This window comes from Cupriavidus sp. FW216-B1, assembly GCF_058789195.1.
In genome coordinates, this window is record NZ_JBYTEL010000001.1 from 564,193 (window position 1) to 577,331 (window position 13,139).

Sequence of the window (13,139 nt, forward strand, 5' to 3'; positions counted from 1 at the left end):
GCTACGTGGACAGTCTGGATAGTCAAACCGGGCGCACCGCCGTCGAGGCGCAGTTCGAGACGCATGATGGCCAGTCGCTGTTCTACCGCCACTGGCCGGCCAGCGGCGGCGCGGCGCAGGGCGCCGTGGTGCTGTTCCACCGCGGACACGAGCATTCGGGCCGCATCGCCCATCTGGTCGACGAGCTCGACCTGCCCGGCCACGCCTTCTTCGCGTGGGACGCGCGCGGCCACGGCCGCTCACCGGGCGAGCGCGGCTACAGCCCGGGACTGGCCACCTCGGTGCGCGACATCCAGACCTTCGTCGACCACATCGCCGCCGTGCACGGCATCCCGGCCAGCCGCATCGCGGTGGTGGCGCAGAGCGTGGGCGCGGTGCTCGCGGCCACCTGGGTGCATGACTACGCGCCGCCGATCCGCGCGCTGGTGCTGGCCTCGCCGGCGTTCAAGGTCAAGCTCTACGTGCCGCTGGCGCGCCCGGGTTTGACGCTGCTGCACAAGCTGCGCGGCAAGTTCTTCGTCAACAGCTACGTCAAGGCGAAATTCCTCACGCACGATCCCGCGCGCATCGCCAGCTTCGAGCAGGACCCGCTGATCACGCGCCCGATCGCCGTCAACGTGCTGCTGGACCTGTACGAGACCGCCGAGCGCATCGTGGCCGATGCCGCCGCCATCACGGTGCCCACGCAGCTGCTGATCTCGGGCGCCGACTGGGTGGTGCACCGCGCGCCGCAGGACGCCTTCTTCGAGCGGCTCGGCTCGGCCGTGAAGGAACGCATCGTGCTGGACGGCTTCTACCACGACACCCTCGGCGAGCGCGACCGCGCGCAGGCGGTGGCGGCGGCGCGGCGCTTCATCGCGCGCGAGTTCGCCTCGCCGACGGCGCCGGTCTCGCTGCTCGACGCGGACCGCCGCGGCGCGTTCAAGGAGGAGTCCGAGCGCCTGGCCCGGCCGCTGGCGGTGGCCAGCCCCGCCGGTCTGTACTGGGCGCTGACGCGGGCCGGCCTGAAGTTCGGCGGCCTGCTGTCCGAGGGCGTGCGGCTCGGCCACCGGACCGGCTTCGATTCCGGCTCCACGCTGGACTATGTGTACTGCAACCAGGCGCGGGGCCGCTTCGGCATCGGCGCGCTGGTCGACCGCGGCTACCTGGACGCCATTGGCTGGCGCGGCATCCGCCAGCGCAAGGTGCATGTCGAGGAACTGCTCGGCCAGGCCATCGGCGCGCTGCATGGCGCGGGCGTGCCGGTGCGCATCGTCGACATCGCCGCGGGCCACGGCCGCTACGTGCTGGAGGCACTCGCCGCCCGGACGTTCAACGGCTCGGCCGCGCAGCACGTGCAGAGCATCCTGCTGCGCGACTACAGCGACATCAACGTCGCGCAGGGCCGTGCGCTGATCCGCGCCAAGGGGCTGGCGGACATCGCCCGCTTCGAGAAGGGCGACGCCTTCGACGGCGACGGCCTCGCCGCGCTGGACCCCGCGCCCACGCTGGCCATCGTCTCCGGCCTGTACGAGCTGTTCGGCGACAACGCGCTGGTGGCGCGCTCGCTGGGCGGGCTGGCGCGCGCGGTGGCGCCGGGCGGCTACCTGGTCTATACCGGGCAGCCCTGGCATCCGCAACTGGAGTTCATCGCGCGCGCGCTGACCAGCCACCGCGCGGGCTTGGCCTGGGTCATGCGGCGGCGCCCGCAGGCGGAAATGGACGAACTGGTGCGCCAGGCCGGCTTCGAGAAGATCGCGCAGCGCATCGATCCGTGGGGCATCTTCACGGTCAGCCTGGCGCGCCGGGTCGCGTGATGCGGCAGGCAGCCGAAGGCGGCCGCGCGCGCGGAGCGAGTGCGGCATCGGCTGGCGCCGTCGCTCCGGCCGATGCCGCCGAGGGCCGTCCCTGGGCGCTGGCGCTGGTACTGCTCGCCGGCATGGGCGCGCTGTTCTTCTCGTCCTACGGGCTGGCCAACTGGCTGGCGAGCCAGCGCGCGGCGGTGCCGTACTTCCATTTCGCGTGGGAGCGCCATATTCCGTTCGTGCCGTGGAGCATCGTGCCGTACTGGTCCATCGACCTGCTCTACGGGCTGTCCTTCTTCCTGTGGCGCACGCGCGCGGCGCTCCTCACGCACGCGAAGCGGCTGCTGGCGGCGCAGTTGATCTCGGTGGCGTGCTTCATCGCGTTCCCGCTGCGCTTCGCCTTCGAGCGCCCGGCCGCCGACGGCCTGCCGGGGCAGCTGTTCACGCTGCTGGGCGGCTTCGACAAGCCGTTCAACCAGGCGCCGTCGCTGCACATCAGCCTGCTGGTGATCCTGTGGGTGGCCTATGCCATGCACGCGCGCGGCGCCTGGCGCTGGCTGCTGCATGGCTGGTTCGCGCTGATCGGCGTCTCGGTGCTGACCACCTACCAGCATCACGCCATCGACGTGCCGACCGGCTGGCTGGTGGGCTGGCTGTGTGTCTTCCTGTTTCCATTCGGCGCGCGCCGCGCCGCGGCCGAACCTGCGGCGCGCACGCGCCGGCTTGCGCTGCGCTACGCCGCCGGCGCGCTGGCGGCCGCCGCGCTGGCCTGGCTGGCGCTGCCGGGCTCGGTCCCGGGCTCGGTGCCGGCGGCGCTGCTGCTGGGCTGGCTGGCGCTGGCGCTCGGCTGCGTCGCGGCGATCTACCGGCAGGGCCTGCCGGCGCTGTTCCAGAAGCAGGCGGACGGCAGCATGCCGATGGCCGCGCGCTGGGTGCTGGCGCCGTACCAGTTCGGCGCCTTCGCCAATTCGCGCTGGTGGACGCGCCGCCGGCCGCAGGCCAGCGAGATCGCGCCGGGCGTGTGGGTGGGCCGTTTTCCGGGCGCGGCGGAACTGCGCCGGCTCGGCGCCGACGCCGTGCTCGACCTGACCGCGGAGCTGCCGCGGCTGGCGCCCGCCGCCGTGGCCTACCGCTGCGTGCCGGTGCTGGACCTGACCGTGCCGCCGCCCGCGCAACTGGACGAAGCGGTGGCCATACTGGAGGCATGGCACGGCCAGGGCCGCAAGGTGCTGGTCTGCTGCGCGCTCGGTTATTCGCGCAGCGCGCTGGTGGCCGCCGCGTGGCTGGCCGCGCGCGCCACGGGCGAGCCGCTGGCGCTGCTGCGCGAGCGCCGCCCGCAGGTGGTGCTGGGAGCGGACAGCGTGGCGGCGCTGGCGGCATTCATCGGCCGCAGGCAGGCCGCGCAGTTTTCGGGAGAGGCAAGCGATGCCGGACGCATTGGATGACGAGGACGACGACAGCCGGCGCGACGCCGAGGCCGCGCGCTGGGTCGCGCTGGCCGCGGTGGGCGGCCTCGACGCTGCGGCCCGGCTGACCTGGGCCGGGCTGGTGCTGGCGCTGATCAACGTGCTGCTGGCCGGCACGCTGTCGCCGGCGGGCACGGTCTACCTGGCGCTGGGCATCGTCGCCGCGCTGGCCGGCGCGCTGCAACTGTGGCTGCTGGTGCGCGTCACCATCGACCGGCCCTTGTTCGCGGCGCTGGCGGCGGACCCCGCGCCCGGCGCGCCGCTGGCGGCGCTGGACCATGCGCTGCGGCAGCTGGGCTGGCTGCGGCGCGCCGCGCCGGGCGAGCCCGGCCGCAGTCTCGCGCAGCGCGCCCGCGGCGCGCTGCGCTTCCTTCCGTGGGCCGCGGCGCTCGCCGCGCTGCAATTGCTGGCGGCCCTGCTGTTGCTTCTGCTGAGATAACGAGCCATGTGGTTTTCCAAGCTGGTGGCGCGCGCCATCATCCTGTTCGCGCGCCTGCTCACGGGCATGCAGGCCCGCTGGAACGGCTGCCTGCCGGCGGCCGTGCAGCGCGTCTATTTTGCCAACCACAGCAGCCACGGCGACTTCGTGCTGATCTGGGGCTGCCTGCCGCCGGACCTGCGCCGGCTGACGCGGCCGGTGGCGGGCGCGGACTACTGGAACCGGTCGGCCGTGCGCCGCTTCATCGGGGGGGACGTGTTCAACGCCCTGCTGATCGACCGCAGCGGCGGCGGCCACGAGGGCGGCGCCACCGACCCGGTGGCGCTGATGAAGGCGGCGGTGCTGCGGGGCGATTCGCTGATCCTGTTTCCCGAGGGCACGCGCAACACCACCGACGCGCGGCTGCTGCCGTTCAAGAGCGGCATCTATCACCTGGCGCGCGTGTGCGGCAACGTGGAGTTCGTGCCGGTGTGGATCGACAACCTCAACCGCGTGATGCCCAAGGGCGAGGTGGTGCCGGTGCCGCTGCTGTGCACGGTGACGTTCGGCAAGCCGCTGACCCTCGGCGCGGAAGAAGCCAAGGACGATTTCCTGGCGCGTTGCCGCGCGGGCCTGCTGGCGCTGGCGCCGGCGCTGGAGTAAGGACCATGATGCATTCGTATCCGGCTGTGCTGCGCGAGACCTGGCTGCTGTTCGCGGCGGTGTTCGGCGTGCTGGTGCTGGCCTCCGCGGTGACGGCGCTGCTGCGCTGGCGCGTCGCCGGCGGCCGCCCGCACGCGGTGATCGACAACCTCGGCGCGCGCGTGTCGGCGTGGTGGTGGATGATCGGCGTGCTGGGCGTGGCCTTCGTGCTGGGGCGCACCGCCATCATCGTGCTGTTCTACCTGCTGTCGTTCTTCGCGCTGCGCGAGTTCGTCACCATCACCACCACGCGGCGCGGCGACCACCGCGCCATCGTGGCGGCGTTCTTCGTGTTCCTGCCGCTGCAATACGTGCTGGTCTACATCGGCTGGTACGGGCTGTTCTCGATCCTGATCCCGGTCTACGCCTTCCTGATCCTGCCGATCCTGTCGGCGCTCTCCGAGGAAACCACGCGCTTCCTGGAGCGCTGCGCGGGCGTGCAGTGGGCGGTGATGGTGTGCGTGTTCTGCGTCTCGCACGTGCCCGCGCTGCTGACGCTGCCGATTCCCGGCTTCGAGGACCGCAACCTGCTGCTGATCGCCTTCCTGGTGATCGTGGTGCAGGGCAGCGACGTGCTCCAGTACGTGTGGGGCAAGCTGTGCGGCCGGCGCAAGATCGCGCCGCTGCTGTCGCCGTCCAAGACCGTGGAAGGGTTTGTCGGTGGCGTGGCCAGCGCCACCGCGCTGGGCGCCTCGCTGTGGTGGATCACGCCCTACGGCTCGCCGTGGAAGGCTGGCCTGATCGCGCTGGTGATCGCGCTGATGGGTTTTCTCGGCGGGCTGGTGATGTCGGCCATCAAGCGCGACCGCGGCATCAAGGACTGGGGCCACATGATCCAGGGCCACGGCGGCATGCTCGACCGGCTCGACTCGGTGGTGTTCGCCGCGCCGGTGTTCTTCCATATCACGCGCTACTGGTGGGTGCCCTGAGGCGCCGCCGGGATTTTGCCGGCCTGATGTCTCGGGCAGAAATTCCCTGCCCGCATCAGGGGGATCAAGGGCAACTGGCGCCATTGTGGTGCAGCCGCCGGCGCGGCTTCGGCCCGGCCATGCGGGCGCGGAACCTGTCGTGAAATAATCCGTAGGAATTGTCTCTGCCAGCATTGGCGCAAGACCCTGTAAAATCTCGGGCGACAGGCGGCACGACCCGCCGGATTACCCCCCTTCCTTCGCTTTGCCGGCCCATCCTTGCCGGCAAGGTCAATTACGAAAGTCCATGTCAGAGTCTGATGAAGCCAGAATAGCCGCGGCGGCGTGGGTCCGTGAGCAGATGGATCGCCACGGCCTCACGTTCGACGATTTGGTTGAAGCCGGCTGTTTTGCCGAAGCGCAGCCGGACGAGGGCGACGAGCCCGATGCGCCGAGTGCGCCGGCGTCCGGCGCGGCGGAAGCGGCCACGCTCCCGGCAGCGCCGAAGCCGGCCAAGCCCCTCTACCGCAACGCCCTCGGGCAGAGCTGGGATGGCACCGGCGAGCGCCCGGAATGGCTGCAGCGCGCGGTAAACGCCGGCCAGTCGGTGGAGTTCTTCCGGGTCGAATAGCCGCCGGCAGCCACGCGCCGCCAGATAATCGGCGGACAATCGCCGGACAGCCGCCGGTTCGCGCGCGGCAAGGCGCGCCTATTGCGCCGGCGCCACCTCCAGCGCCGTGACCGTCAGCGCGCCGTCGACGCGCTCCACGGTGAATCTCACGCGGTCGCCTTCCTTGACCCGCCCGATCATGGCGGGGTCCCGCACGCGGAAGATCATGGTCATGGCCGGCATGTCCAGGTTGACGATGGGGCCATGCCTGATGGTCAGCTTGCCCGCCGCGGCATCCACCTTGCGGATTTCGCCTTCGGTCAGCGGGGTTTGCGCCTGCGCGGCGGCGGTGGCGTCAGCGCCGGTGTTGCCGGCTGCGACGGCGGGCAGCGCGGCGGCGGCGCCGAGCAGCGCCAGCAGGGCGATCAGGTATCGACTGGTCTTCATGTCGTGTTTTCCTTGTGTGTTGATATTCAGCAGGCGCGGCCCGATTCAGCGCACGCGCACTTCGCCGCGCATGCCGGCGTCGTAGTGGCCGGGCTGCAGGCACGCGAACGGCACGCGGCCGCCCCGCGGGAAGCGCCAGACCAGCTCGCCGCTCTGGCCGGCATCGAGCGTGACGGCGCCGGGATCGGCGTGCTCCATCTCCGGCATCTTCAGCATGGCGGCGTAATGGGCCTTGAGGTCGGCCTCGTCGGCGATCACCATCTCATGGCGCAGCCGGCCGGCATTGCGCACCACGAAACGGATCGTTTCGCCGGCGCGGACCTCGACGTGCGGCGGCGAGAAACGCATGTCGTCGCCCATGTCGATGGCGATGGTGCGCGTGACCCGGGCGGCGTCGCCGGGCTGGCCGGCGGTGCCGGCATCGTCATGGTGGCCGGCATGGTTGCCGGCGGCCAGCGCGGAAGACAGCGTAGAAGACAGCGCGAGCGCGCCGGCCAGCGCCAGCAGTGCGCGGGCCGCGCGGGATTTCGGTCGGTTCATGTCGGGTCTCCTGGTCAGGGGCGTCGCGCCGGCTTGCCGGCGGACTCGGTGTATTCGAAGGCAACCGTGCCCTTGGGATGGCGGTACCAGCCTGGGTCGCGGTAATCGTTGCGGCCCAGGCCGGCGCGCACCTTGAGCACGCTGAACATGCCGCCCATCTCGATCGGCCCGAACGGGCCTTGCCCGCTCATCATCGGCAGGGTGTTGTCGGGCAGCGGCATCTCCATGCTGCCCATGTCCGCCATGCCGGCCTCGCCCATCGACATGTAGTCCGGCACCAGCGCGCTCATGCGTTTGGTGAGCTCTTTTTGCCGGACGCCGATCATGGTGGGAACCTGGTGGCCCATCGCGTTCATGGTGTGGTGCGACTTGTGGCAGTGGAAGGCCCAGTCGCCCGGGTTGTCGGCCACGAACTCGATGGCGCGCATCTGGCCCACGGCCACGTCGGCGGTGACTTCGGGCCAGCGCGCCGACGGCGGCACCCAGCCGCCGTCGGTGCCGGCCACCTCGAAGCGGTGGCCGTGCAGGTGGATCGGGTGGTTGGTCATGGTCAGGTTGCCGAAGCGGATGCGCACGCGGTCGCCGAGCCGCGCGGGCAGGCTGTCGATGCCGGGGAACACGCGGCTGTTCCAGGTCCACATGTTGAAGTTGGTCATCTCGGCCACGCGCGGCGTGTAGGAGCCCGGATCGATGTCGTAGGCGGCGATCAGGAAGACGAAGTCGCGGTCGACCTGCATCTGCGCCGGGTCTTTCGGATGCACCACGATGAAACCCATCATGCCCATCGCCATCTGCACCATCTCGTCGGAATGCGGGTGGTACATGAAGGTGCCGGCGTGCTTCATCTCGAACTCGTAGACGAAGGTTTTGCCCGGCGGGATATGCGGCTGCGACAGGCCGCCCACGCCGTCCATGCCGGCCGGCAGGATGACGCCGTGCCAGTGCACGGTGGTGTGCTCGGGCAGCTTGTTGGTGACGAAGATGCGGACCTTGTCGCCTTCCACGCATTCGATGGTGGGGCCCGGGCTCTGGCCGTTGTAGCCCCACAGGTGCGCCTTCATGCCGGGCGCGAACTCGCGCTCGACCGGCTCGGCCACCAAGTGGAATTCCTTCCAGCCTTGCCGCATGCGCCACGGCAGGCTCCAGCCGTTGAGCGTGACCACGGGGTTGTAGGGCCGGCCGGAGGCGGGCTGGAGCGGCGCCTGCGTGGCGGGACTCGATTGCAGCGCGGCTTCGGGCAGCGCGGCGGCGCCGGCGCGCGACACCAGCGCCGCGCCGAGCATGGCGGCGCCGGAGCCATGCAGGAATTGTCTTCGGGTGACCATGTTCAGTTTCCTTTGGGCTGGGCGGCGGCCGGGGCGGACCCGGCGGGCGGCGGGGAGGGCGGGGGCGCATCGGCGCCGGGCAGGCGTCCGCCCAGCGTGGCCTGCAGGTCGGTCTCGGCCAGCCAGTATTCGCGCAGCGCGTCGAGATAGCCGTTGACCGCGTTGACCTGCTCGCGCGCGTCGGCCAGCAGTTCGAACACGCTGACCAGCATGCCGTTGTAGCGCAGCAGGTCTTCGTCGGTGATGCGCTTGCGCAGCGGCACCACCTCGTCGCGGTAGTGCCGCGCGATGTCGTAGCGCGCCTGGTAGCCGGCATAGTTCTCGCGCACTTCCGAGCGCGCGTCGACCGCGCTTTCCGCCAGGCGCGCGGCGGCCTGCATGTAGACCGCCTCGGCCCGCGCCACGCGCGCGCCGCCCCAGTCGAACAGCGGGATCTCGATATTGATGCCGTAGCCGCTCTCGGTGGGCTTGGCCGTCTCCGAGTTGCGCAGGTAGGCCACGTCGATCACGCTGACGAAGCGCGTGGCGCGCGTGAGGCCGAGCGAGCGCGCCAGGCTTTCCAGCTGCACGCGTCCGGCCTGCAGATCGAGCCGGTTGCCGATGGCATAACCCTCCAGGTCGGTGAGCGCGGGGCGGGCCTTGGGCAGGTCCGGCAGGCGTTCGGGCAGGCGGTATTGCGCGCCGGTGCCCCACAGGCCGAGGCGGCGCGTGAGCTGCTCGCGCGCGGCCAGCGCCTGCTGGCGCGCGCGTGCCAGCTGCGCGGCGGCATCGGCATAGAAGGCCTGCTCGCGCGCGTGGTCCAGCGCGCTGACGTTGCCGGCGCGCGCGAGGTCGCGCGCGAACAGCGCGCCGGTCTCGGCGGCGTGCCTGACCTGCTCGGCGTAGCGCGCCGCCTGTTCCGCCGCGACCGCGTTGACGAAAGCGCGGCGGGTGGCGAACGCCTGCCGCAGCAGCGTATCGGCCACCGCCAGCCGGGCCTGCGCGAAGCGGTCCTGCTCGATGCGCGCCACCAGCGGCAGCGTCAGCAGGTTGACCAGGCCCACGGCGATGGCGCGGTCGATCTTGAGGTCGTCGCCCTGGCGCGTGCGGCTGAAGGAGAAGCCGGGGTTGGGCAGGCGCGTGGCCTGCACGTATTCGGCTTCCGAGATGCCGAGCTCGGCGAAGGCGGCCTGCAGGCCGGCGTTGTTGAGCAGCGCGATCTTCACCGCGCTGTCGGCATCGAGCGGCTCGGCCAGCAGCGCCTGGGTGCGGCGGTAGGCCTCGGCGCGGTCCTGGTCGGAGCGCACCCAGAGCGCGTCCTGGCCGAGCCGCTGGCGCGCGGCCTCGGCGGCGGTGCCGAAGCCGCCGTCATCGGTGAAGCTGGCGCAGCCGGCCAGCAGCAGCGCGCAGGCGGCCGCGGCCAGCCCCGCCCTGGATGCTGCCGGGCGCCCGGGAAATGGAAAAGACATGCGGCTTCCTCAGTGATGGTGGGTGTGCCCGCCGGGCGCCGGGGCAGCCGCGCCGGCATTGCCCGGCGCGGCCGGCATCGGCATGGCGCCGGTGTCGGGCGCCGCGTTCCCGGCCGCGCCGGGCGTGACCTGCGCATTGGTCTGGCGCCACGGCGCGACCGGCTGCGCCTGGAACGGCAGGTAGCCGGCCAGCACGTCCGATGACGGCAGCGGCGGCACCGCGGCGCCGGGATCGAGCGGATCGCCGGGCGTGGCGGCGGGACTGGCGGACCTATCGACCGGCTTGTTGGCGGATTGACCGGCGGACGGACCGGCAGGCGTTGCGGCGGGCGCGCCGCCGGACTGCGCCAACGCCAGGGCCGGCCCGAGCAACAGGCAGGCCGCCGCCAGGATGCGGACGTATTGCATGACAACCTCAGTGTTCGTGGGGTGCGCCGCGGTCGGCGCGGGAAGGGCCGACCCGGAAGATCAACCCTGGAACGGACTTCGGCGAGCGTGCGATGGACGCACCTCGGGTGTCAGCAGCGTGCGGCGGGCGGACGGTCGGAGGGGGCGGGGAGGAAACCCGCGAAGGCGGCGAGCGCCGCCTGCGGCGCGGCATGGCCGTGGCTGGCCAGCGCGAGTTCGGGGAGGATGGTGGGGATCACCGCGCCGGCGGCGCAGGCCGCGCAGGCGCTGCACGTGCCGCCGGCGCCGTGACCGGCGTGGTGGTGGCCGGCGTGCGGGTCGGCGGGATGCAGCGCGAGCGGCCCGGCGGCGGCCATATCGTCGTCGGCAGCGGCGGGCATCTCGTGCGCCGCCGCGTCATCATGGCAATGCTCGCCGGCGAGCGCCGCTTCCGCCGCCGACTTCATGGCGGCGTGGCGCAGCATCATCGACTCGATGGCCGGCGAATCGACCGAGATCGCGGCCATCGCCGCCGCCGGCATGGCGTGGTGGTGCGGCGCCCGGATCGACTGCGCGGTGCTGCATACCATCATGACCGCCGCCGCGATGCTCTGTGCGGGCAGCGCGATCATGGCAAGGCACAACAGGAAGCAGCGGAGGGCGCGTTTCATCGAAACCGGGCAAAAATGGATGCGGTATTGTACCCGCATTGAAAGCCGCCTGAGCGTGACGCGAACATGACAATGTTGACATGTTCGGCCGCGGCCGCGCTTCCTCGTATAGCTTGTCGGCTTGGCGGGGCCGGGCCGATGGCGGCAAACGGCCGCACGCCGGCCCGGAGTGAACGGAAATGCGCATACTGATCGTGGAAGACGAGCCCAAGGCGGGGGACTACCTGCGCAAGGGCCTGAGTGAATCCGGTTTCGTGGCGGATCTGGCGCGCGACGGCGTGGACGGTCTCGCCCACGCGCGCGGGCAGGAGTACGACCTGATCGTGCTCGACGTCATGCTGCCCGGCATGGACGGCTGGACCGTGCTGCAGGAACTGCGCCGCGAGCGCGACACGCCGGTGCTGTTCCTGACCGCGCGCGACGAACTGTCCGACCGCCTGAAAGGCCTCGGGCTCGGCGCCGACGACTACATGGTCAAGCCCTTCGCCTTCGCCGAGCTGGTCATGCGCATCCGCACCATCCTGCGGCGCGGGCCGCTGCGCGAGAGCGAACTGATGGAGGTGGCGGACCTGCAGATCGACACCGTCAAGCGCCGCGTGACGCGCGGCGGGCAGAAGCTCGAGCTGACCTCCAAGGAATTCGCGCTGCTGCAACTGCTGGCGCGCCGCCGTGGCGAGGTGCTGTCGCGCTCGCTGATCGCCTCGCAGGTCTGGGACATGAACTTCGACAGCAACACCAACGTGGTCGACGTCTCCATCCGCCGCCTGCGCGCGAAGGTCGACGACCCGTTTCCGGCCAAGCTGATCCATACCCGCCGCGGCATGGGCTACGTGCTCGACGAAGAGGACGCCCGATGAACGGGGCGCCCGCGCAGGACGGCGGCCTGGCGCGCGCCGTGATGCGCCTGCCGGCCTCGCTGACAGCGCGCATGGCGCTGGCCTACGGCGCGGCCACCGTGGCGATCCTGGTGGCGGTCAGCACCTACCTGGCCGGCGCGCTGGCCACCCAGCTGCAGGACCGCGACGAGGGCGAACTGGTCAGCGAGGTGCTGCTGGTGCGCCACCTGCTGCGCGAGGTCAGGTCGGAGGCCGAGATCCGCGCCGACACCCATCGCTTCGCCGACCTCGCGCTCGGGCACGAAGGCCTGATCCTGCTGGTGCGCGACGGCCTGGGCGAGCCGCTGGTCACGCTCAACCCGCGCCACGAGCCGGTGCCGGCGCTGCCGGTGCTGCCCGCGGCCACCACGCCGGACAAGTCGCGGCTGCATACCTGGTATCCCCGCAACGGCGTGGCCTCGCGCGGCATCGCCGCGCTCGGCCAGCTGGGCGACAGCGAGCGCACCGTCGAGATCGTGGTGCTGCGCGACGCCGGCTACCGCGCCGCCCTGATGAAGGCCTACCAGTCGCAGATGCTGTGGGCCACGCTGTGCGGCGCCGCGGCCGCCGCCGGCCTCGGCTGCGTGCTGGCGCGGCGCGGCCTGCGCCCGCTGCGGCGCATGGCCGAGGACGCCTCGGCCGTGACCGTGAGCCGGCTCGCCACCCGGCTCGACGCCGGCCAGGCGCCGTCCGAGCTGCGCGTGCTGGTGGACGCGCTCAACGACATGCTGGCCCGCCTGGAGGACGGCTTCCAGCGCCTGTCCGACTTCTCCGCCGACCTCGCGCACGATTTCCGCACGCCCATCAGCAACCTCATCGGCCAGACCCAGGTCACGCTCGGGCAGAACCGCACGGTGCAGGAGTACGAGAGCCTGCTCGAATCCAACCTCGAGGAATACGAGCGCCTGGCCCGCATGATCGAGAACATGCTGTTCCTGGCGCGCGCCGACCATGCCCAGGTCGCCATGAACGTGCGCGAGCTCGACGCGCGCGCCGAGCTCGACAAGGTCGCCGAATACTTCGAGGCCGTGGCCGCCGACCGCGACATCAAGCTGCGGCTGAGCGGGCAGGGCACGGTGCGCGCCGACCAGACCCTGCTGCGCCGCGCCGTGACCAACCTCGTCGACAACGCGCTGCGCCACGCGCCGGCCGGCAGCGCCGTCGACATCCGCGTGGCGGCCGGCAGCGCCGCCACCACCATCCGTGTGGGCAACGGCGGCGCCGGCATCCCGCCCGAAGCGCTGCCGCACGTGTTCGGCCGCTTCTACCGCGGCGATCCCGCGCGCAGCAATTCCTCGTCCTCCGCCGGCCTGGGGCTGGCGATCGTCGACACCATCATGCGCCTGCACGGCGGCAGCGTCAGCGTGCGCAGCCTGCCCGGCGAAACGGTGCTGGAACTGTCGTTCCCGGTCGTGAACGTGCTGGCGCAGCGCGTGGGCGGGTAGGGCGGGGTTGAAACGAAGGCGAGGCGTCGCTTTGGCTCGGCGCTGTCGACAAGACCAGCCCACCGGCTGAGTTCTCCCCTCTCCCATTGCATGGGAGAGGGGAGCAAACCTTC

General features: G+C 71.6%; 14 protein-coding genes. 8 read left to right on the forward strand and 6 right to left on the reverse strand.

What is annotated here, in order from left to right; all coding sequences use genetic code 11:
- Positions 1-5 precede the first annotated feature (5 nt).
- The 6 genes from AC3WXD_RS02390 (at position 6) to AC3WXD_RS02415 (ending at position 5,909) form a co-directional block, all read left to right on the forward strand.
- Positions 6-1,796, forward strand: coding sequence for a bifunctional alpha/beta hydrolase/class I SAM-dependent methyltransferase (locus AC3WXD_RS02390; RefSeq protein WP_492322946.1), 1,791 nt, complete (start codon positions 6-8; stop codon positions 1,794-1,796).
- Positions 1,796-3,229 (forward strand): phosphatase PAP2/dual specificity phosphatase family protein, encoded by a 1,434-nt coding sequence (locus AC3WXD_RS02395; protein WP_492322947.1) that lies wholly within the window; start codon positions 1,796-1,798, stop codon positions 3,227-3,229. Before AC3WXD_RS02390 ends, AC3WXD_RS02395 begins: the two co-directional genes overlap by 1 nt.
- Positions 3,210-3,689: a hypothetical protein gene (locus AC3WXD_RS02400; protein ID WP_020204853.1), complete on the forward strand. Its 480-nt coding sequence runs from the start codon at positions 3,210-3,212 to the stop codon at positions 3,687-3,689. Before AC3WXD_RS02395 ends, AC3WXD_RS02400 begins: the two co-directional genes overlap by 20 nt.
- Positions 3,690-3,695: 6 nt before the next feature.
- The gene (locus AC3WXD_RS02405) at positions 3,696-4,331 is read left to right on the forward strand and encodes a lysophospholipid acyltransferase family protein (protein ID WP_492322948.1); all 636 of its coding nucleotides are present in this window, start codon (positions 3,696-3,698) and stop codon (positions 4,329-4,331) included.
- Positions 4,332-4,336: 5 nt separating this feature from the next.
- Positions 4,337-5,299, forward strand: coding sequence for a phosphatidate cytidylyltransferase (locus tag AC3WXD_RS02410; RefSeq protein WP_020204855.1), 963 nt, complete (start codon positions 4,337-4,339; stop codon positions 5,297-5,299).
- Between the two features lie 286 nt (positions 5,300-5,585).
- Positions 5,586-5,909 carry an H-NS family nucleoid-associated regulatory protein gene (locus AC3WXD_RS02415; RefSeq protein WP_492322949.1) on the forward strand — a complete coding sequence of 108 codons (324 nt, stop codon included), beginning with the start codon at positions 5,586-5,588 and terminating at the stop codon, positions 5,907-5,909.
- Between the two features lie 78 nt (positions 5,910-5,987).
- Here AC3WXD_RS02415 and AC3WXD_RS02420 read toward each other — a convergent pair whose 3' ends face one another.
- From AC3WXD_RS02420 to AC3WXD_RS02445, 6 genes are all read right to left on the reverse strand, one after another.
- Positions 5,988-6,335 (reverse strand): copper-binding protein, encoded by a 348-nt coding sequence (locus AC3WXD_RS02420; protein ID WP_020204857.1) that lies wholly within the window; start codon positions 6,333-6,335, stop codon positions 5,988-5,990.
- Positions 6,336-6,380: 45 nt separating this feature from the next.
- Positions 6,381-6,875: a cupredoxin domain-containing protein gene (locus AC3WXD_RS02425; RefSeq protein ID WP_059411788.1), complete on the reverse strand. Its 495-nt coding sequence runs from the start codon at positions 6,873-6,875 to the stop codon at positions 6,381-6,383.
- Between the two features lie 14 nt (positions 6,876-6,889).
- Positions 6,890-8,200, reverse strand: coding sequence for a multicopper oxidase family protein (locus AC3WXD_RS02430; RefSeq protein ID WP_020204859.1), 1,311 nt, complete (start codon positions 8,198-8,200; stop codon positions 6,890-6,892).
- Positions 8,201-8,202: 2 nt separating this feature from the next.
- Positions 8,203-9,648 carry a TolC family protein gene (locus AC3WXD_RS02435; protein ID WP_492322950.1) on the reverse strand — a complete coding sequence of 482 codons (1,446 nt, stop codon included), beginning with the start codon at positions 9,646-9,648 and terminating at the stop codon, positions 8,203-8,205.
- Between the two features lie 9 nt (positions 9,649-9,657).
- Positions 9,658-10,056: a hypothetical protein gene (locus AC3WXD_RS02440; protein WP_492322951.1), complete on the reverse strand. Its 399-nt coding sequence runs from the start codon at positions 10,054-10,056 to the stop codon at positions 9,658-9,660.
- A 110-nt stretch (positions 10,057-10,166) separates the two neighbouring features.
- Positions 10,167-10,706 carry a hypothetical protein gene (locus tag AC3WXD_RS02445; protein WP_492322952.1) on the reverse strand — a complete coding sequence of 180 codons (540 nt, stop codon included), beginning with the start codon at positions 10,704-10,706 and terminating at the stop codon, positions 10,167-10,169.
- A gap of 179 nt (positions 10,707-10,885) precedes the next feature.
- Here AC3WXD_RS02445 and AC3WXD_RS02450 point away from each other — a divergent pair, with 179 nt between their 5' ends.
- Together AC3WXD_RS02450 and AC3WXD_RS02455 are read left to right on the forward strand one after the other, a co-directional pair.
- Entirely contained in the window at positions 10,886-11,563 is a 678-nt protein-coding gene (locus AC3WXD_RS02450; protein WP_020204864.1) for a heavy metal response regulator transcription factor, read from the forward strand.
- A complete protein-coding gene (locus AC3WXD_RS02455) occupies positions 11,560-13,026 on the forward strand; it encodes a heavy metal sensor histidine kinase (RefSeq protein ID WP_492322953.1) in 1,467 nt (488 codons plus the stop codon). Before AC3WXD_RS02450 ends, AC3WXD_RS02455 begins: the two co-directional genes overlap by 4 nt.
- Positions 13,027-13,139: the final 113 nt, after the last annotated feature.

What these genes read in the sequence shown, in the direction of transcription:
- AC3WXD_RS02395 (WP_492322947.1), top strand. Translation starts at nt 1,796, where the DNA reads ATGCGGCAGGCAGCCGAAGGCGGCCGCGCGCGCGGAGCGAGTGCGGCA.
- AC3WXD_RS02400 (WP_020204853.1), top strand. Translation starts at nt 3,210, where the DNA reads ATGCCGGACGCATTGGATGACGAGGACGACGACAGCCGGCGCGACGCC.
- AC3WXD_RS02405 (WP_492322948.1), top strand. Translation starts at nt 3,696, where the DNA reads ATGTGGTTTTCCAAGCTGGTGGCGCGCGCCATCATCCTGTTCGCGCGC.
- AC3WXD_RS02410 (WP_020204855.1), top strand. Translation starts at nt 4,337, where the DNA reads ATGATGCATTCGTATCCGGCTGTGCTGCGCGAGACCTGGCTGCTGTTC.
- AC3WXD_RS02415 (WP_492322949.1), top strand. Translation starts at nt 5,586, where the DNA reads ATGTCAGAGTCTGATGAAGCCAGAATAGCCGCGGCGGCGTGGGTCCGT.
- AC3WXD_RS02420 (WP_020204857.1), bottom strand. Translation starts at nt 6,335, where the DNA reads ATGAAGACCAGTCGATACCTGATCGCCCTGCTGGCGCTGCTCGGCGCC.
- AC3WXD_RS02425 (WP_059411788.1), bottom strand. Translation starts at nt 6,875, where the DNA reads ATGAACCGACCGAAATCCCGCGCGGCCCGCGCACTGCTGGCGCTGGCC.
- AC3WXD_RS02430 (WP_020204859.1), bottom strand. Translation starts at nt 8,200, where the DNA reads ATGGTCACCCGAAGACAATTCCTGCATGGCTCCGGCGCCGCCATGCTC.
- AC3WXD_RS02435 (WP_492322950.1), bottom strand. Translation starts at nt 9,648, where the DNA reads ATGTCTTTTCCATTTCCCGGGCGCCCGGCAGCATCCAGGGCGGGGCTG.
- AC3WXD_RS02440 (WP_492322951.1), bottom strand. Translation starts at nt 10,056, where the DNA reads ATGCAATACGTCCGCATCCTGGCGGCGGCCTGCCTGTTGCTCGGGCCG.
- AC3WXD_RS02445 (WP_492322952.1), bottom strand. Translation starts at nt 10,706, where the DNA reads ATGAAACGCGCCCTCCGCTGCTTCCTGTTGTGCCTTGCCATGATCGCG.
- AC3WXD_RS02450 (WP_020204864.1), top strand. Translation starts at nt 10,886, where the DNA reads ATGCGCATACTGATCGTGGAAGACGAGCCCAAGGCGGGGGACTACCTG.
- AC3WXD_RS02455 (WP_492322953.1), top strand. Translation starts at nt 11,560, where the DNA reads ATGAACGGGGCGCCCGCGCAGGACGGCGGCCTGGCGCGCGCCGTGATG.